Annotated in this window: 17 protein-coding genes and 1 pseudogene; 10 read left to right on the top strand and 8 right to left on the bottom strand. The window is 63.5% G+C overall.

Going from position 1 to position 16854, the window contains the following annotated elements; translation table 11 throughout:
- The first annotated feature begins 6 nt into the window (after positions 1–6).
- The 4 genes from IV454_RS11125 (at position 7) to IV454_RS11140 (ending at position 3553) form a co-directional block, all read left to right on the top strand.
- Positions 7–603: a Tim44 domain-containing protein gene (locus IV454_RS11125; RefSeq protein ID WP_206091499.1), complete on the top strand. Its 597-nt coding sequence runs from the start codon at positions 7–9 to the stop codon at positions 601–603.
- Between the two features lie 105 nt (positions 604–708).
- Positions 709–1386, top strand: a complete 678-nt coding sequence (locus IV454_RS11130) for a ubiquinone biosynthesis accessory factor UbiJ (protein WP_206091500.1) — start codon at positions 709–711, stop codon at positions 1384–1386.
- Entirely contained in the window at positions 1386–2954 is a 1569-nt protein-coding gene (gene ubiB, locus IV454_RS11135; protein WP_206091501.1) for a ubiquinone biosynthesis regulatory protein kinase UbiB, read from the top strand. Before IV454_RS11130 ends, ubiB begins: the two co-directional genes overlap by 1 nt.
- 2 nt (positions 2955–2956) lie before the next feature.
- On the top strand, positions 2957–3553 hold the full coding sequence (locus tag IV454_RS11140; RefSeq protein WP_206091502.1) for a methyltransferase domain-containing protein: 597 nt from the start codon (positions 2957–2959) through the stop codon (positions 3551–3553).
- A gap of 77 nt (positions 3554–3630) precedes the next feature.
- Here IV454_RS11140 and IV454_RS11145 read toward each other — a convergent pair whose 3' ends face one another.
- Entirely contained in the window at positions 3631–4596 is a 966-nt protein-coding gene (locus IV454_RS11145; RefSeq protein WP_206091503.1) for a peptidylprolyl isomerase, read from the bottom strand.
- A gap of 143 nt (positions 4597–4739) precedes the next feature.
- On the opposite strand from IV454_RS11145, the gene IV454_RS11150 reads away from it, so the two are divergent.
- The 5 genes from IV454_RS11150 to IV454_RS33500 all read left to right on the top strand — a co-directional run bounded on the left by IV454_RS11150 (position 4740) and on the right by IV454_RS33500 (position 8233).
- On the top strand, positions 4740–5069 hold the full coding sequence (locus IV454_RS11150) for an FmdB family zinc ribbon protein (protein ID WP_206091504.1): 330 nt from the start codon (positions 4740–4742) through the stop codon (positions 5067–5069).
- 42 nt (positions 5070–5111) lie between these two features.
- Complete coding sequence (locus tag IV454_RS11155; protein ID WP_054265966.1) at positions 5112–5747, top strand: DUF502 domain-containing protein; 636 nt, start codon at positions 5112–5114, stop codon at positions 5745–5747.
- Between the two features lie 30 nt (positions 5748–5777).
- Positions 5778–7574 carry an aspartate--tRNA ligase gene (gene aspS / locus IV454_RS11160; protein ID WP_181002725.1) on the top strand — a complete coding sequence of 599 codons (1797 nt, stop codon included), beginning with the start codon at positions 5778–5780 and terminating at the stop codon, positions 7572–7574.
- A gap of 69 nt (positions 7575–7643) precedes the next feature.
- Positions 7644–8093, top strand: coding sequence for a dihydroneopterin triphosphate diphosphatase (gene nudB / locus IV454_RS11165; RefSeq protein WP_206091505.1), 450 nt, complete (start codon positions 7644–7646; stop codon positions 8091–8093).
- A complete protein-coding gene (locus IV454_RS33500; protein WP_370663787.1) occupies positions 8006–8233 on the top strand; it encodes a hypothetical protein in 228 nt (75 codons plus the stop codon). The genes nudB and IV454_RS33500 overlap by 88 nt, the downstream gene beginning before the upstream one ends.
- A 20-nt stretch (positions 8234–8253) precedes the next feature.
- On the opposite strand, the pseudogene IV454_RS11170 reads toward IV454_RS33500, so the two are convergent.
- Positions 8254–10176 (bottom strand): annotated as a pseudogene (locus IV454_RS11170) (calcium-binding protein); the annotation flags it as partial.
- 200 nt (positions 10177–10376) lie between these two features.
- Positions 10377–10571 carry a hypothetical protein gene (locus tag IV454_RS11175; RefSeq protein WP_206091507.1) on the bottom strand — a complete coding sequence of 65 codons (195 nt, stop codon included), beginning with the start codon at positions 10569–10571 and terminating at the stop codon, positions 10377–10379.
- Between the two features lie 373 nt (positions 10572–10944).
- Between IV454_RS11175 and epsC the strand changes: the two genes are divergently transcribed.
- Positions 10945–11868, top strand: a complete 924-nt coding sequence (epsC, locus tag IV454_RS11180) for a serine O-acetyltransferase EpsC (RefSeq protein WP_206091508.1) — start codon at positions 10945–10947, stop codon at positions 11866–11868.
- 17 nt (positions 11869–11885) lie between these two features.
- Here epsC and IV454_RS11185 read toward each other — a convergent pair whose 3' ends face one another.
- The 5 genes from IV454_RS11185 to IV454_RS11205 are packed head-to-tail and all read right to left on the bottom strand — an operon-like array spanning position 11886 to position 16813.
- Positions 11886–13277: an LLM class flavin-dependent oxidoreductase gene (locus IV454_RS11185; RefSeq protein WP_206091509.1), complete on the bottom strand. Its 1392-nt coding sequence runs from the start codon at positions 13275–13277 to the stop codon at positions 11886–11888.
- Positions 13278–13281: 4 nt separating this feature from the next.
- Positions 13282–14109 carry a MetQ/NlpA family ABC transporter substrate-binding protein gene (locus IV454_RS11190; protein ID WP_206091510.1) on the bottom strand — a complete coding sequence of 276 codons (828 nt, stop codon included), beginning with the start codon at positions 14107–14109 and terminating at the stop codon, positions 13282–13284.
- 29 nt (positions 14110–14138) lie between these two features.
- Positions 14139–14801, bottom strand: coding sequence for a methionine ABC transporter permease (locus IV454_RS11195; RefSeq protein ID WP_206091511.1), 663 nt, complete (start codon positions 14799–14801; stop codon positions 14139–14141).
- Positions 14794–15609 carry a methionine ABC transporter ATP-binding protein gene (locus IV454_RS11200; RefSeq protein WP_206091512.1) on the bottom strand — a complete coding sequence of 272 codons (816 nt, stop codon included), beginning with the start codon at positions 15607–15609 and terminating at the stop codon, positions 14794–14796. The genes IV454_RS11195 and IV454_RS11200 overlap by 8 nt, the downstream gene beginning before the upstream one ends.
- A 4-nt stretch (positions 15610–15613) precedes the next feature.
- Entirely contained in the window at positions 15614–16813 is a 1200-nt protein-coding gene (locus IV454_RS11205) for an acyl-CoA dehydrogenase family protein (protein WP_206091513.1), read from the bottom strand.
- Positions 16814–16854: the final 41 nt, after the last annotated feature.

The raw sequence follows: 16854 nt of genomic DNA on the forward strand, positions 1-16854 counted from the left end.
CGTACGATGAAAAAATTTGTAGCAAGCGTGTTCTTTGCCATGTCGGCGCTGGCCGGCGTGGCCAGTGCGCAGCAGGCCCCGGCCGCTGCCACCACATCGGAATACCCGCCCCAGGTGCTCATCGGCGGCGCGGTCATGGTGTTCGGCCTGGCTGGATTCTTTGGCTTTCGCATCATCCGGCGCCGCGATGCGGCGGCCAAACCGGCGCCAGCCCCGGTCAGCACCAAGCCCGCCTTTCCGCCCGGTTTCGACAACACCGCCTTCCTGCGCCAGGCCAAGGCCACCTTCATCCGCATGCAAAAGACCTGGGACAAGGCCGACGCCAGCGACCTGCGCCAGTTCACCACGCCCCAGGTCTTCGCCGAATTGCAGCCGCAAATGCAGGCCCCCGGCGCCAGCGTGACCGAGGTAGTGGCAATCGAGTCCGAACTGCTGGGTGTGGAGACGGTCGGCGACGTCTTTTTGGCCACGGTGCGCTTCAGCGGCCAGATCCGCACCGCGCCGGGCGCCGCTCCCGAGCCGCTGGCCGAGGTGTGGAATATGTCCAGGCCGCTCAAAGGCGGCGGCGACTGGAAGCTGGCCGGCATCGGCCAGCTTTCCTGATTATTCTTTCTCAAAGTAACAGTGTCGCCGGAAAAGTGCCCGGCAAACTGGTAAGATCAAAACCGCCCTGCCCCACGGGCGGTTTTGTTCTTTAAGCGTGCCCACATGTCACCACCGAACTCGTTTTCTCCCCACTCCGCGCTGATGGCGCCCGCCATTGCCGCAATCAATCACTTGCTGGCGCAGGAAGCCTGGGCCAGGGATGCGCTGGCCTTGCACGGCGGCAAAGTGGCCTGCATCGATGCCAGCGGCATCGCGCTGCGCCTGCGCGTGACCCGCGACGGCATGGTCGAGGCCAGCCCGGCCGATAATGCGGAAGAGGGCGCCAATGTCACCATCCGGATCAAGCTGGCCGACCTGCCGCTGATCGCCCAGAACCGCGAGCGCGCCTTTTCCTACGTCAAGATCGAGGGCGATGCCGAGTTCGCCAACACGATTTCGCAGTTGAGCAAGGGCTTGCGCTGGGAAGCCGAGCACGACCTCGAACGCCTGCTCGGCCCGATCGCCGCTACCCGCCTGGTGGGCGGCGCCAGGAGCGTGGTCGACGGGGCGCGCGCCTTGCATGGCAAGGTGACGGAAAACCTGGCCGAATTCTTCCTCGAAGAGCAGCCGCTGCTGGTGCGCCCCTCCGCCGTCGAGGACTTCGGCGCCGAAGTGAGCCGCCTGCGCGACGATGTCGAACGCACCGCCAAGCGCCTCGCCCGGCTCGAACACAAGCTGGCGCCCGCTGGCGCCGCACCGGACACGCTCAATGCTGCCGGGCAACAGAAACTGGATCTTTAATGCTATTGAAATTCCTGCGCCTGCTTAAAATTCTCCGGGTCGCGGTCAAGTACGGCCTCGACGAAATCGCCATCTCCGGCCTGAAGGTGCCGCGCACGGCTAAGCTGATCGATACTGTGATCTTCTGGCGCGATATTTCCGCTCCGCGCGGCGTACGCCTGCGCATGGCACTGGAAGAACTGGGACCGATCTTCGTCAAGTTCGGCCAGGTGCTGTCGACCCGGCGCGACCTGATGCCGTTCGACATCGCCGACGAGCTGACCCACTTGCAGGACCGGGTCCCGCCGTTCAGCTCCGAACTGGCGATTGCCCAGATCACGCGCTCCTTGCGCGCCCATCCGGACGAACTGTTCGCCAGCTTCGAGCGCACCCCGGTGGCGTCGGCATCGATTGCCCAGGTGCACTTCGCAGTCTTGAAAGATGGCAAGGAAGTCGCCGTCAAGGTGCTGCGTCCCGGCATGAAAAAATCGATCGATGAAGACGTGGCGCTGATGCACATCGCCGCCGAGTGGATCGGGCGCATCTGGGCCGACAGCAAGCGTTTGAAACCGAAGGAAGTCGTCGCCGAGTTCGACAAATACCTGCACGACGAGCTCGACCTGATGCGCGAGGCCGCCAACGCCAGCCAGCTGCGCCGCAACTTCGCCGGCTCCAACCTGCTGATGGTGCCCGAGATGTACTGGGATTACTGCGCCAGTAGCGTAATCGTGATGGAACGCATGCATGGCATCCCGGTCTCGCAGATCGACCGCCTGGCGGCCGAGGGCGTGGACTTGAAAAAGCTGTCCAGCGATGGGGTCGAGATTTTCTTCACACAGGTATTCCGCGATGGATTTTTCCACGCGGACATGCACCCCGGGAATATCCTGGTGTCTGTCGCGCCGGAAACCTTCGGCCGCTATATTGCGCTCGACTTCGGCATCGTCGGCACCCTGAACGACTTCGACAAGGATTACCTGTCGCAGAACTTCCTGGCCTTTTTCCGGCGCGACTACAAGCGCGTGGCCGAAGCCCACATCGAATCGGGCTGGGCCCCGCGCGAAACCCGGGTCGACGAGCTCGAATCGGCCGTGCGCGCCTGCTGCGAACCGATCTTCGACCGTCCGCTCAAGGATATTTCCTTCGGCCAGATCCTGCTGCGCCTGTTCCAGACTTCGCGCCGTTTCAATGTCGAAGTCCAGCCGCAACTGGTGCTGTTGCAAAAGACCCTGCTCAACATCGAAGGCCTGGGGCGCCAGCTCGACCCCGACCTGGACCTGTGGAAAACCGCCAAGCCCTACCTGGAGCGCTGGATGGGCGAACAGGTCGGCGTGCGCGGCATGTTCGAACGCCTCAAGGCCGAAGCGCCGCGCTACACCCACATCATTCCGCAACTGCCGCGCCTGGTACACAGGGCGCTGCTGCAAGCGTCCGAGCCGGCCACCATCAACCATGACTTGCTCAAGATCCTGGTGATCGAGCAGCGGCGCACCAACCGCCTGATCTCGCTGGCGCTCGCTTGCGGCGCGCTGGCCGTGAGCGCCGCGGTGGTGCTGCTGGCTTACGGGCGCTGGTCGCACCTGTTCTGAGCATGGCCGACTTCGCCAGCCGCGACCCGCAATCGCCCGCCTTCTGGGATGAGCGCTTCGCGCGCGGTTTCACGCCCTGGGACCGGGGCGGCGTGCCGGCGGCGCTGCGCGATTTCGTCAGCCGCAGCGGGCGCCCGCTGCGCACCCTGATTCCCGGCTGCGGCGCGGCCTACGAACTGGCCTACCTGTCCGACGCCGGGTGGGATGCCACCGCCATCGATTTTTCGCCGGCCGCCGTGGCCGCTGCCCGCGCGGCGGTGGGGCCATGGAGCGAGCGGGTGCGCGAGGCTGATTTTTTTGCGTTTGCGCCTACGCTGCCGGTCGAATTGATGTACGAGCGCGCTTTCCTGTGCGCCTTGCCGCGCGCCATGTGGCCGCAAGTGGCGGCGCGCTGGGCCGACCTGCTGGCGCCGGGAGCGCTGCTGGCGGGATTTTTCTTTTTTGACGATGCGCCCAAGGGGCCGCCGTTCGGGATCGCGCGGGACCAACTCGATGCTTTGCTCACGCCTGCGTTTCGCTGCGTGGAGGATGCTGCCGTGGAAGATTCGATTGCCGTGTTTGCCGGCAAGGAGCGCTGGATGGTGTGGCAGCGCAGCTGAGCCGTTCCCGCTGAGGGAACGGCCTCATGTGCGCCGCGGCGGGGCCAGGCCACCGCCGCGACATTGGCCGCAGCCGCTTACTTCGATGCTGCCGGGGTGGCTGCCGCTGGCGCTGCGCCGTGATCGTGGCCATCGCCGGCCGCTGGTGCCATCGCGCCCGGTGCCGCAGGGGCTGGCGCAGGGCCTGCCATAGGGCTGGTGTAGACGATCTTGGCGTCGGCTTTCAGCTTGTCCAGATAGGCTTTCATGTTGGTGCGCTGGACTTGCTGCTTGAGCTGGTCCTTGAGCTGCTCGAACGGCGGCGGCGTGATCGGACGCGAATCTTCCAGCATGATCACGTGGTAGCCGAACTGCGACTTGACCGGCTCGTCGGTGAACTTGCCTTTTTCCAGCTTGGCCACGGCCGCGCCGAACTCGGGCACCATGCTGGCCGGATTGAACCAGCCCAGGTCGCCGCCGTTGACTTTCGAGCCGGGATCGTTCGATTTTTCCTTCGCCAGGCTGGCGAAGGCTTTCGGATCCTTTTTCAGCTTGGCGATGATGCTTTTCGCTTCGGCTTCATCCTTGACCAGGATGTGGCGCGCCTTGAATTCGGTGCCGCCGGCCGTGCCGACCATCTTGTCGTATTCAGCCTTGACCATGACGTCGGTCACCGGATTGGCTTTGATGTACTCCTGGATGTAGGCATTGGCCGTCATCGATTGCTTGATCAGGTCCATCTGGCGCTTGACGTCGTCGCTCTTGTCCAGGCCCTTCTTGACGCCTTCATTGGCCACCAGGGTTTGCATCGCCAGGTTGTCGATGATGGCCTTGCGCAGCTCCGGGCTGTCCGGCTGGCCCTGGGCGGTACGCTCCTTGACCATCATGTCGACCGTGGCGGTCGAAATCGGGGTGCCGTTGACGGTTGCTGCCACGCCATCCTTGGCGACAGGAGTCGAGGCGGACGCCGGTGTCGCTGCCTTGGCAGCGTCTTTTGGGCCGCAGGCGGCCAGTGCCAGCGCCGAGGCGGCGCTGATGAACAGAACACGAGACTTTATCAACATCGTTCAATTTCCTTTTTCAAGTTAGCCCGGCGCATGCCGCGCAGCAGGCACGCATCTTACCATCCTCGCGGCTGGTCATTTATGCTTGTGCCTTTGAAAAAAGCTTATAATTCAGGGTTTTGACGATTTTTGCGGAGTATTCAATGCCGATTTACGCCTACCGCTGCGATGAATGCGGTTTTGCCAAGGATGTATTGCAGAAGATCTCCGACCCGGTGTTGACGGTCTGCGTGTCCTGCGGCAAGCCTTCTTTCAAGAAGCAATTAACCGCCGCTGGTTTCCAGCTCAAGGGAACCGGCTGGTATGCCACCGATTTCCGCGGCGGCACCGCCCCATCCACGGGTACCGCCAAGGGTCCGGCCGAGGGTGGCACAGCCGCGGCCCCGGCCGCCGCCGCGACGCCTGCCGCCGACGCTTCCGCGCCGGCGGCGCCAGCCAAGCCGGCGTCCACGCCTGGCAGCGGCACGCCCTGAGCCAAGGGACGCCGCGGCGTCCCGCCAATCACCGAGAGCCGAATGCGTAAATATTTCATCACCGGATTGCTGGTCCTGGTCCCGCTGGCCATCACCCTGTGGGTCCTGAACCTGGTCATCAGCACCATGGACCAGTCCTTGCTGCTGGTGCCGGTCAACTGGCGTCCGGCGGCCCTGTTCGGACGCGACATTCCGGGCCTGGGCACGATCCTGACCATCGCCATCGTGTTCCTGACCGGCTTGCTGGCCAACAACCTGGTCGGCAACTACCTGGTGCGCCTGTGGGAACGCCTGCTGCACCGCATTCCCGTGGTCAGTTCGCTCTACGGCAGCGTCAAGCAAGTGTCGGACACCTTGTTTTCCTCGTCCGGCAACGCCTTCCGCAAGGCCGTGCTGCTGCCGTATCCGCACGCGGACAGCTGGACCATCGGTTTCCTGACCGGGGTGCCGGGCGGCGACGTCAAGAACCACCTGGTGGGCGACTACGTCAGCGTGTACGTGCCGACCACGCCGAACCCGACCTCGGGCTTTTTCCTGATGCTCGAACGCAGCAAGGTCATCGAACTCGACATGAGTGTCGACGCGGCCCTCAAATACATCGTCTCGATGGGCGTGGTCGCCCCCGAGCATTTGCCAACCAAAGAGAGTGCGGCGCTTGTTTCCGCGCCCGTTGAATAACCAACCTAGACTGAAAACAATATGTCCTCCATGCGTACAAACTACTGCGGCCTTGTCACTGAAGAATTGCTGGGCCAAACCGTCAGCCTGTGCGGCTGGGTACACCGCCGCCGCGACCACGGCTCGCTGATTTTCATCGACCTGCGCGACCGCGAAGGCCTGGTGCAGGTGGTCTGCAATCCGGAGCAGGCGGAGATGTTCAAGGTCGCCGAAGCGGTGCGTAACGAATACTGCCTGCGCGTGACCGGTGTGGTCACCGCGCGTATCGGCAACACGGTCAACAACAACCTCAAGTCGGGCAAGATCGAGATCGTCGCCAGCGCCGTCGAAGTGCTCAACGCCTCGGTGCCGGTGCCGTTCCAGCTGGACGACGACAACCTGTCGGAAACGACCCGCCTGACGCACCGCGTGCTCGACCTGCGCCGTCCGCAAATGCAGAACAACCTGCGCCTGCGCTACAAGGTGACGATGGAAGTGCGCAAGTACCTCGACAACCTCGGCTTCATCGATATCGAAACGCCGATGCTGACCAAGTCGACCCCGGAAGGCGCGCGCGACTACCTGGTGCCGTCGCGTGTCAACGCCGGCAGTTTCTTCGCGCTGCCGCAGTCGCCGCAGCTGTTCAAGCAGCTGCTGATGGTCGCCAACTTCGACCGTTACTACCAGATCACCAAGTGCTTCCGCGACGAAGACTTGCGCGCCGACCGCCAGCCTGAATTCACCCAGATCGATTGCGAAACCTCGTTCCTGACCGAACAGGAAATCCGCGATCTGTTCGAAGACATGATCCGCATCGTCTTCAAGAACACGCTCGACATCGACCTGCCTAACCCGTTCCCGGTGATGGATTTTGCCACTGCGATGGGCATGTACGGTTCTGACAAGCCGGACATGCGCGTCAAGCTGGAGTTCACCGACCTGACCGATGACGTCAAGGATGTCGAATTCAAGGTCTTCGCCGCCCCCGCCAATATGGTCGGCGGACGCATCGTGGGCCTGCGCGTGCCGCAGGGCGCCAGCATGCCGCGTTCCGAAATTGACGCTTACGACCAGTTCGTGCGCATCTACGGCGCCAAGGGCCTCGCTTACATCAAGGTCAACGAAAAAGCCAAGGGCCGTGAAGGCCTGCAGTCGCCGATCGTCAAATCACTGCACGATACCGCGCTGGCCGCCATTCTCGAAAAAACCGGCGCGCAAGACGGCGACCTGATTTTCTTCGGTGCCGACAAGGCCAAAGTCGTCAACGACGCCATCGGCGCACTGCGCGTGAAGATCGGCCATTCGGACTTCGGCAAGAAGGCCGGCCTGTTCGACGACGCTTGGCGCCCGCTGTGGGTGGTCGACTTCCCGATGTTCGACTACGACGAAGAGTCGGACCGCTGGACCGCGACCCACCATCCGTTCACGGCCCCGAAAGACGGCCATGAAGACATGTTGGAGACCAACCCTGGCGCGTGTATCGCCAAGGCTTACGACATGGTCTTGAACGGCTGGGAACTGGGTGGCGGTTCGATCCGTATCCACCGCGAAGAAGTGCAGAGCAAGGTGTTCCGCGCACTGAAGATCGATGCCGAAGAAGCGCAGCTGAAATTCGGCTTCCTGCTCGACGCGCTGCAATACGGCGCGCCGCCGCATGGTGGCCTGGCCTTCGGCCTGGACCGCATCGTGACGATGATGACCGGCTCGGACTCGATCCGCGACGTGATCGCCTTCCCGAAAACCCAGCGTGCCCAGTGCCTGCTGACCAATGCACCGTCCGAAGTCGACGAGAAGCAGTTGCGCGAACTGCACATCCGCTTGCGCAACGCCGAACCGAAGATCGTTTAAACTGAAAAGCACGGTTCGCCGTGCTTTTTTTTCGTCCGCGGCCCTGGCCACGATCTTGATCAATGATTCATGCCCGCTAAAATTCCGGAATCCGTCCTCGTCGTCATCCACACGCCCGCGCTGGAGGTGCTGCTCATCGAGCGCGCCGACAAGCCGGGATTCTGGCAGTCGGTCACCGGCTCGCTCGACACGCTTGACGAACCCTTGCTCGACACCGCCGCGCGTGAACTGTTCGAGGAAACCGGCATCGTGGCCGATGGCGTCCGCATCGCGCTGCGCGACTGGCAGCTGTCGAATATCTATGAGATTTACCCGGTCTGGCGCCACCGCTACGCGCCGGGGGTGACCCACAACACCGAACATGTGTTCAGCGTGTGCGTGCCGCGCGACACGCCCATCGTCTTGAGCGCGCGCGAGCACTTGCGGCACGTCTGGCTGCCGCACGTGGAGGCGGCCGACCGCTGCTTTTCTTCATCGAACGCGGAAGCGATCTTGCAGCTTCCGCGCAGATTGGGCTGAGCGGCACCAGGGTGCCGCCCGCCTGCTACATCATCGCCGGGGTCTCGCCGATCAGTATGACGTCCGGCTGGTGGGCTCCCGCATCCAGCCATGCCGCGCTGACCGGTGCCGCGGTGGTGTCGATGAGCAGCTCGGCTTGAATTTTCTTCAGATCCCACGTGACGCCATCGGCAAAGCGGATCTGCTGCAGCGGATTGAACTGGGTCGGCGACTCTTGCGAAATGAAGCCGTTGACGGTGATCTGGTCGCTCGCGCCCGCGATCTTGATCAGCAGGGAGCTACCAACTGCGCTGAGCTGCAGATCGCTGCCCGCGATGCCGGCTTTGAACTGCAGCGTATCAACCGTCCCAGGGAGCTTGTCGGCTTCGACGGCCGTGATCGTGTCCTGACCGTCGCCCTTTCCGAATACATAGGTATCATTGCCCGAACCGCCAATAAGCACATCCGTTCCCGTGCCACCATCGAGCGTATCGTTGCCGGCCGCGCCATCGAGCGTGTCGTTGCCACCGCGGCCGGTAATGTTGTTGTCGGCGTTGCTGCCCCCTATCGTCTCCGCAATCTCCGTTCCCTTGAACAACTTGGCTTCAATCGCCGGAAGGTCCCAGCTGGTGCCGTCGGCGAAGGTGATGCGTTGCAAGGTATTGGCGGGATTGGCTGTCGTACCATCTTCCAGAAAGGTGGAAACATGAATTTGCCCATCCGCGTTGAGGAATCTGATTAGCAGGGTGGTTTTCGAACTCAACAGTTGAATATCGGCGGGAAGAATGCCGGCTTTGAATTGCAGCGTATTGAAGCCATTGTTCGTTTCGCTACGGATGAAATTGAGGGTATCGTTGCCATCGCCGGGCCCGTATACATAGGTATCGTCGCCGTAACCGCCAAAGATATAATCTGCGTCGGCGCCACCCTCCAGTGTGTCGTTGCCGTCCCAGCCGTTGAGCGAATCAGCCCCCCCTTGGCCGTAGAGATGGTCATTGCCACCAGTGCCGTCGAGTGTATCGTTCCCGCTCGTTCCTGCGTAGAGTTTGGCATTAATGTCCGTCAGGTTCCAGCTGCTGCCGTCGGCAAAGAGGAAGCGCTGCAGCTGGCTGGTCTGGGCATTGGCGATATGTTGGGGCGCGAGACCGCTTATCCTCATCTGGTCGCTACTTCCATTGATGTTGACGACGAGTGTTCCGCCGTCGGCCGTGAGGATCAGATCGCCCGGCAGCACCCCGGCCTTGAAGGCGAGCGTGTCGAACGTTCCCGCTTGCGCAGCAGGGTCGGAGGAAATGACGTCCTGCCCATCGCCTTTGCCGAACAAATAGGTGTCGCTGCCCGCACCACCATTGAGCGTGTCGTTACCGGTACCGCCGTCGAGGGTGTCGTTGCCGGCGTCGCCGCTGAGCCAGTCGTCGCCGCTGCCGCCGTTAAGGAGATCGTTGCCCGCTTTTCCGCTGAGCGTGTCGTTACCGGCCAGGCCGCTGATTTTGTCGTCCAGGTAGGTGCCGCTGCGTGTATCGGCACCAGCGGTGCCGGCGTACAGGGCGGCGGTGATGGCGGCCAGATTCCAGGTGGTGCCGTCGGCAAAGGCGATCTGCTGGAGCGGATTGGCGGTGTTGGTGGTGCTGTCGCCGTACAGGAAACCGTCAACCCGGAACTGGTCGGTGGTGCCGTTGATGTTGATGAGCAAGGAGGTGCCGGTCATGTCGAAGCCGAGGTCGGCGGGCAGCACGCCGGTCTTGAAACGCAGCGTATTGATTTCGCCGACCGGGCGCACCCCCGTGCCAAAGACGATATCGCGGCCGTCGCCGCGCCCGAACAGGTAGGTATCGCTGCCCAGGCCGCCATCCATGAAGTCGTTGCCCGTGCCGCCATCGAGGGTGTCGTTGCCGCCCATGCCGTTCAGTTTGTCGGCGCCGGCCTGACCTTGCAGGAGATCATCCGTGTCGCCGCCCGTGAGGGTGTCATTGCCCGCAGTGCCCACGTAGGCGCTGGCGATAGCGGAAGGAATTAGATCGAAGGTATTTTTTTGCATTGAAATTTTTGGTGTAAAGGGTTGAGTTTGTTGCAACGGCGGCGCCACAACGGTGTTGCTGATCATGTCTGGATAAGCGTTTTAGCGATGGAATGTTGCTTAATGGATAGTACCACTAAGGAAACATATCGCCTAAAAAATCTTTATCTTTGCGCAATTTAGCCGCGTCGAGCGGGCGAGCGGGCGACTGGGCTTACCAAGATGGTCGTGCTGTCGGCGAAGATGATCTGTGGAATCGGATTGGCGCTGTTGGTAGTGTTAATTTCCTACGCGAAACCTTCGGCCCGGAACTGGTCGGAGGTGCCGATGATGTTGATGAACATGGTAGTGATGCTCATGTCGAAGGCCAGGTCCGATGGTAATACGCCAGGCTTGAGATGCAGGGTGTTGACCTCGGCAAGTGGACGCACATCCGTCATGGCACATGTCACGGCCGTCGCCACGACCGGACAGGTAGACATTGTTACCGCCTCCGCCGTGGGAATCGTTGCCGGCAAGGCCATTCAATACGTCATCGGTGGCATTACCGCTGAGCGTGTCTCCGCCGGTGCCGTGCGGCAGGTCGGCGGGCTGTGTTTGCCGATAATTTCAGAATGGCGGTCGCAAGGGGCGGCCCGCGAAGGGCAGCATGATGTTTAATGACTCTTACTATCATGCTTGCGTTGTGCAATTAGGGAAATAATATCATTTCAGTAATAATCTAAGACTTTAAATTTGAGAAAAATAGATACGTGCGACCATTCGTGCACCGCACTCCCGCAAGCGCGACCATTTGCATAAGCAAGTACGAAATCATTCGTTTCGCGGCAGTCCAGTGTGCGCTAGGCTCGGCGTATGAAAAACGATATCCCCGAAGCGACCGGCGCGCGGGCGCCGCATTGGAACCTGGGTCCCGTGATCGAGCAATTGCGCCTCTCGCGCGAAGCCACGCATAACATCCGCCACCACGGGCGTGTGCGCGAGCTGCCTTCGCGAGAAGCGCTTACCGTGATCGTGAACGGCCTGTCGGCGGCGCTGTTTCCGACGCATTACGGGCGCCCCAACCTGACCGACGAAAGCATCGATTATTTTGTCGGCGACACCCTCACCACCACCCTGAACCGGCTGGTCGAACAAGTGCGCCGCGGTCTGCTGTTTTCGGCCCAGCCGGACGACGCCGGCGAGGAAGAACTGGCGCACAAAGCGGCCGCGATCACGCGCGACTTCGCCGCCGCCCTGCCGGGCATCCGCGCGTTGCTGGTCTCCGACGTGCAGGCCGCGCTGGCGGGCGACCCGGCCGCTACCTCGGTGGCCGAGATCATGCTGTGCTACCCCGGCACCATCGCCATCCTGTATTACCGCTTCGCGCACTGCCTGCACCAGCTGGGCGTGCCGTTCCTGGCGCGTTTGGTGTCGGACATCGGCCACTCGCTGACCGGGATCGATATTCATCCGGGCGCGCGCATCGGCGCCAGCTTCTTCATCGACCACGGCACCGGCGTGGTCATTGGCGAGACGGCCATCATCGGCCAGCGCGTGCGCCTGTACCAGGCCGTGACCCTGGGCGCCAAGCGCTTTCCGGCCGACGAAAACGGGACCCTGATCAAGGGCGTGGCGCGCCATCCGATCGTCGAGGACGACGTGGTGATCTATGCGGGAGCGACCATCCTGGGCCGGATCACCATCGGCGCCGGCTCGACCATCGGCGGCAATGTGTGGCTGACCGACAGCGTGGCGCCGGGCAGCACCGTGTCGCAGGCGCAGATGCGCAGCGACTAGAGCGGGTGCGCGGCCGGTCACGCCGCCGGCTGCCGCGGCGGATCGATACGGACCTGGCGGCCGTGGTGGCTGGCCGCCAGGCGCGAACCCTTGCCGGTCAGTTGATGGCGCAGGGTGCCGCCGGCGCCGGCGCTGTCGTGGCGGTAGCGGCCGCGCCGCTGCAGCTCCGGCACGATCAGTTCGACCACGTCGCGCATGGTGTCGTGGGCAATGGCAAAGGCCAGGTTGAAGCCGTCGACGCCGGTCTGTTCCATCCAGCTCTCGAGCTGGTCGGCTACCTCGGACGGCGAGCCGACCAGGATCGGGCCGCGACCTCCCAGGCCGATGAAGCGGGCCGCTTCGCGCACCGTCCACGTGCGCGACGGATCGGCCGCGCTGAGCGAGGCCAGGGCGGAGCGGCCGGCGTCGGTTTCGATATAGTCGATCGTCGTGTCGAGCGGAATGCGGCTGAAGTCGACACCAGTCCAGCCGGAAAGCAGGGCCAGGGCGGCGTCGATGTCGACATGGCGCTGGTAGTCCTCGTATTTGGCGTGCGCTTCTTCCGACGTTGGCGCGGTGATGATCAGCGCCTGCGCATAGACCAGCAGGGCGTCGCCATCGCGCCTGGCGGCGCGCACGGCGGCGCGCGTATCGTCCACGTAGCGCTTGACCACGTGGACGCTCGGGCCGCTGACAAAGGTCGCTTCCGCATGGCGTGCCGCGAATGCCACGCCGCGCGGCGAGGCGCCGGCCTGGTACAGGAAGGGCGTGCGCTGCGGCGACGGTTCGCACAGGTGGATGCCGGGCACCTTGTAGTGGCGGCCTTCATGGTTGATCGGATGGACCTTGGCCGGATCGGCATACACGCCGCGCGCCTTGTCGCGCACCACGGCGTCGTCTTCCCAGCTTTTCTCCCACAGCTTGTAGACGACGTCGAGGTATTCGTCGGCCAGGTCGTAGCGCTCGTCGTGGGCGAGCTGCTTTTGCAGGCCCAGGTTGCGTGCCGCGCTGTCGAGGTACCCGGTGACGATGTTCCAGCCGATGCGCCCTTTGGTCAGGTGATCGAGGGTGGACATGCGCCGCGCGAACGTGTACGGATGTTCGTATGTCAGCGCGGCGGTGACGCCGATGCCAAGGTGGCGCGTGGCGCCCGCGATCAGCGGCACCAGTGCCAGCGGATCGTTCAGCGGCGCCTGCACCGCGTGGCGCAGCGCGGCGTCATGACTGCCCTGGTACACGTCGTACACGCCCAGCACATCGGCCAGGAAAATGGCGTCGAAGCGGCCCGCTTCGAGCAGTTGCGCCAGTTCGATCCAGTAGTCGGCGTCAAGGTAGCGGTGGCTGTTGTCGCGCGGGTGGGTCCACAGTCCGGGTGACTGGTGGCCCACGGTGTTCATCTGGAACGCGTTGAAACGTATGGGTTTGGCCATGACGCTATTTGGCCGCGGCTTGCAGGGCCAGTTGATAGTCGGTCTTGGCATAGCCGGCGAAATGCTTGTTGGTCACCGCCAGGAACTCGGGCGAGCGGTAAGCCGCCGCGATATCTTTCGCAAACTGCTTCTGCTTGTCGGCGGTGCGCACCGCCACCAGGTTGATGTAGTTGGGTGAGATCTTTTCGGTGATCAGCGCTTCGGTCAGTTTCAGGCCAGACGCCAGCGCGTAGTTCCCGTTGACGAAGGAGTAGTCGGTATCCTGCAGCGAGCGCGGAAGCTGGGCAGCTTCCAGCGGCACCAGTTTGATTTTCTTCTGGTAGCTGGCGATGTCCTTCTCGGACGCGCGCACCGGATCGAACTTCTCGCGCAGCTTGATCCAGCCCAGTTGATCGAGCAGCACCAGCGCGCGCGCCTGGTTGGTGGGATCGTTCGGCAGCGCCACGGTGCTGCCATCCTGCACTTCGCTCAGCGCCTTGTGCTTCTTGCTGTAGATGGCAATTGGCGCGGTCGGAATCGTCACCAGGTCGGTCAGCGCCAGTTTGTGCTCGGTCGCGAATTTGTTCAGGTAGACGATGTGCTGGAACACGTTGGCGTCGAGCGAACCTTCGGCCAGCGCGAAGTTGGGCTGGATATAGTCGTTGAATTCGATGATCTTGACCTTGTAGCCCTGCTTTTCCAGAATCGGCTTGATCCCCAGCTTGATCTGGTCGGCGTACGGCCCGGCGCTGGTGCCTATGACGATTTCTTTCGTGTCTTTGGCGGCACTTGCGACAGAGGCGATGGCCAGGCCGGTGATGGCGGCAAGAATAGTGCGGCGTGCGATGAACATAAGGTCCTTTGAATGAAGTGAATGAGCGATTAGCGCTGGTCGATGCGGCGCGCGATGCGGGTGCCGGTGAACTGGATGGTCTGCACCAGCACCACCAGGATGGCGACGGTGATGAGCATGATGTCGGTCTGGAAGCGGTAGTAGCCGTAGCGGATGGCCAGGTCGCCGATGCCGCCGCCGCCCACCACGCCGGCCACCGCCGAATACGACAGGAAGCTGATCGACAGTACCGTCAACGCCAGTACCAGGCCGGAGCGGGCTTCCACCAGCAGCACGCGGGTGACGATCTGGAACTCGGAGGCGCCCATGGCGTGGGCCGCTTCGATCACGCCGCGCGGCACGTCGCGCAGGTTTTGTTCCACCAGCCGCGCAAAGTAGGGAATGGCCGCGAACGAGAGCGGCACGGCGGCCGCCAGCGGCCCGATCGAGGTGCCGGCGATCAGGCGCGTGAACGGCACCAGCGCCACCAGCAAAATGATGAAGGGGAAGGAGCGCACGGTGTTGACGATCCAGCCCAGCACCAGCGCGAGCGAACGGTTTTGCAGCGACTGGCCGTCGGCCACCAGGAACAGCACGATGCCGAGCGGGCCGCCCAGCACCACGGCGGCAGTCAGGCCGATCGCCAGCATGGTCATGGTCTGGCCGAGCGCTACCCACAGTTCGGGCAGCAAGGTGATGATATTTTCAAACATGTTCAACGCCCTTCCATGCGGTGGCGGCGAAACCTTCGCTGCCGTAGTAAGCCAGTTCGCGTCCCAGTGCGGTGATGCGCGCGCTGCTGGTATCGGCCAGCGCGAACTGTTCGGCCAGGGCGCCGTCTTCGACGACCGCGACCCGGTTGCAGATGGCGCCCAGCACCGACAGCTCGTGGCTGACGATAACGATGGTCACGCCCAGGCGCAGGTTGATGTCGCGCAGGGTGTCGAGCAGGGAGCGCGTGGTTTCGGCGTCCAGCGCGGACGTGGGTTCGTCGCACAGCAGCACGTCGGGCCGGCTGGCCAGCGCGCGGGCGATGGCTGCGCGCTGTTTCTGGCCGCCGGACAGTTGGGCCGGATAGTTCTCGGCCTTGTCGGCCAGGCCCACCAGTTCCAGGCATTCGAGCACGCGGGCGGCCAGGCGCGGCGCGTTCAGGTTGCCGTGGATGCGCAGCGGGAAGGCGGCGTTCTCGTACACGGTGGCGTTTTGCAGCAGGTTGAATTGCTGGAAAATCATGCCGATGTTCTGGCGCGCGTCGCGCAGTTCGCGCTTGCCCAGGGAGGTCAGTTCGCGGCCGGCCACGGTGATGGTGCCGCGATCCGGGCGTTCGAGCAGGTTAATCAGGCGCAGCAGGGTCGATTTACCGGCGCCGCTTTTTCCGATCAGGCCAAACACATCGCCCTTGTCGACGGTGAGGCTGACGTTCTTGACGGCGTCGAACTGGCCGCCGCGCGGCAGGGCGAAGGATTTACTGGCGTCGTCGATGCGGATCAGCGGTTCGCTATGGGTGGTGTGAGTGCTCATGGTGTCAGGAATAGGCGGTCGGTTCGGGGACGCTGCCGTCGAGGACGTAGCGTCCGAGGTCGCGCAGCTTGTAGTCGATCGGGTCATGCAGGGTGTGCACGCGCACGTTGCGCCAGAAGCGGTCGTAGCCGAATTTGGCCGAGGTGGCGCGCGCACCGGTCAGCTCGAACATCTGGCTGCTGATTTCAATGCCGGCGCGGTGCGACAGGGCTTTGGCCTCGGCCACTGACACCGCCACTTCGCCGCGTTCGCGCGCCGTGAGCAAGGCGCCCTTGTTGAAGGCGTAATCAAGTTCGTAGGCCGCGTGGTCGGCCAGCACCTGGGCAGGGCGCAGCAGCAGCCACAGTTCGCCGTAGCGGTGCTGGATGAATGGGTCGTCGGTGGCGGCGTCCACGCCGGATGCGAACCAGGGGCGCGATTGCTCGCGCGTGTAGGCGCGGGCGGCGTCGAATGCGCCTTCCGCGATGCCCAGATACAGATTGGCCATGATCAGCTGTGCCACCTGCGAGCGCAGGGTAGCCTGCGCGGCAGGCGTTTGGCCGGGCGCCTGCAGCACGTATTGCGCCGGCAGGTGCACCTGATCGAAGTGGACGTTGCCGCTGTCGGTCTGCTTCTGGCCGAAGGCATCCCAGTCGGCCTGCACCCGCACGCCTGGCTGCGCGGTCGGCACCACGCCGATCAGTGCTTCGCCGGCGGCGGCGTCCCAGGCCGATACGGTCAGCCAGTCGGAGCCCACCGAGCCCGATGAAAAGCTTTTGACGCCATTGAGGGTGAAGCCGTCGGCGCCGGGCTGCGCGGTAGTGCGCTGGTCGAGGGGATTCAAGGCGTTGCCCCAGAACAGACCTTGTTCGACAGTGGCGGTGAGCAGGTGGCGCTGCTGCTGCGCGCTGCCGTACAGGCGAATGCCGGCCAGTTGCAGGTGATGGAAGCCGAACACGTGGGCCAGCGCGCTGTCGGCGCGCGCCAGGATGCGGATCGCCTCGTACACCACAGGCCAGGAGGCACCCTGGCCGCCGAATTCGGTGGGAATCGACAAGGTCAGCAAGCCCGATGCGCGGATCCATTCGCGCTCCTCGGCCGCGTGGCCGCCGTCGCGGTCGCGCTGCACCGCAGTGAGGGCGAGGCGCTCGGCGAGGGCGCTGGCAGCGCCCAGCGGATCGGCGGCGGGAATATCGGGAACGGGGCGGAGCAGGGTGGCTGACATGATGGAACAAGCCTTGAAGGACAGTCGAGGGGGCCAGTATT

The sequence above is a fragment of the Massilia antarctica genome, from assembly GCF_015689335.1.
GTDB classification, from domain to species: domain Bacteria; phylum Pseudomonadota; class Gammaproteobacteria; order Burkholderiales; family Burkholderiaceae_D; genus Telluria_A; species Telluria_A antarctica.

What these genes read in the sequence shown, in the direction of transcription:
- IV454_RS11145 (WP_206091503.1), bottom strand. Translation starts at nt 4,596, where the DNA reads ATGTTGATAAAGTCTCGTGTTCTGTTCATCAGCGCCGCCTCGGCGCTG.
- IV454_RS11150 (WP_206091504.1), top strand. Translation starts at nt 4,740, where the DNA reads ATGCCGATTTACGCCTACCGCTGCGATGAATGCGGTTTTGCCAAGGAT.
- IV454_RS11125 (WP_206091499.1), top strand. Translation starts at nt 7, where the DNA reads ATGAAAAAATTTGTAGCAAGCGTGTTCTTTGCCATGTCGGCGCTGGCC.
- epsC (WP_206091508.1), top strand. Translation starts at nt 10,945, where the DNA reads ATGAAAAACGATATCCCCGAAGCGACCGGCGCGCGGGCGCCGCATTGG.
- IV454_RS11155 (WP_054265966.1), top strand. Translation starts at nt 5,112, where the DNA reads ATGCGTAAATATTTCATCACCGGATTGCTGGTCCTGGTCCCGCTGGCC.
- IV454_RS11130 (WP_206091500.1), top strand. Translation starts at nt 709, where the DNA reads ATGTCACCACCGAACTCGTTTTCTCCCCACTCCGCGCTGATGGCGCCC.
- ubiB (WP_206091501.1), top strand. Translation starts at nt 1,386, where the DNA reads ATGCTATTGAAATTCCTGCGCCTGCTTAAAATTCTCCGGGTCGCGGTC.
- IV454_RS11140 (WP_206091502.1), top strand. Translation starts at nt 2,957, where the DNA reads ATGGCCGACTTCGCCAGCCGCGACCCGCAATCGCCCGCCTTCTGGGAT.
- aspS (WP_181002725.1), top strand. Translation starts at nt 5,778, where the DNA reads ATGCGTACAAACTACTGCGGCCTTGTCACTGAAGAATTGCTGGGCCAA.
- IV454_RS11200 (WP_206091512.1), bottom strand. Translation starts at nt 15,609, where the DNA reads ATGAGCACTCACACCACCCATAGCGAACCGCTGATCCGCATCGACGAC.
- IV454_RS11195 (WP_206091511.1), bottom strand. Translation starts at nt 14,801, where the DNA reads ATGTTTGAAAATATCATCACCTTGCTGCCCGAACTGTGGGTAGCGCTC.
- nudB (WP_206091505.1), top strand. Translation starts at nt 7,644, where the DNA reads ATGCCCGCTAAAATTCCGGAATCCGTCCTCGTCGTCATCCACACGCCC.
- IV454_RS11205 (WP_206091513.1), bottom strand. Translation starts at nt 16,813, where the DNA reads ATGTCAGCCACCCTGCTCCGCCCCGTTCCCGATATTCCCGCCGCCGAT.
- IV454_RS11175 (WP_206091507.1), bottom strand. Translation starts at nt 10,571, where the DNA reads ATGTCTACCTGTCCGGTCGTGGCGACGGCCGTGACATGTGCCATGACG.
- IV454_RS11185 (WP_206091509.1), bottom strand. Translation starts at nt 13,277, where the DNA reads ATGGCCAAACCCATACGTTTCAACGCGTTCCAGATGAACACCGTGGGC.
- IV454_RS11190 (WP_206091510.1), bottom strand. Translation starts at nt 14,109, where the DNA reads ATGTTCATCGCACGCCGCACTATTCTTGCCGCCATCACCGGCCTGGCC.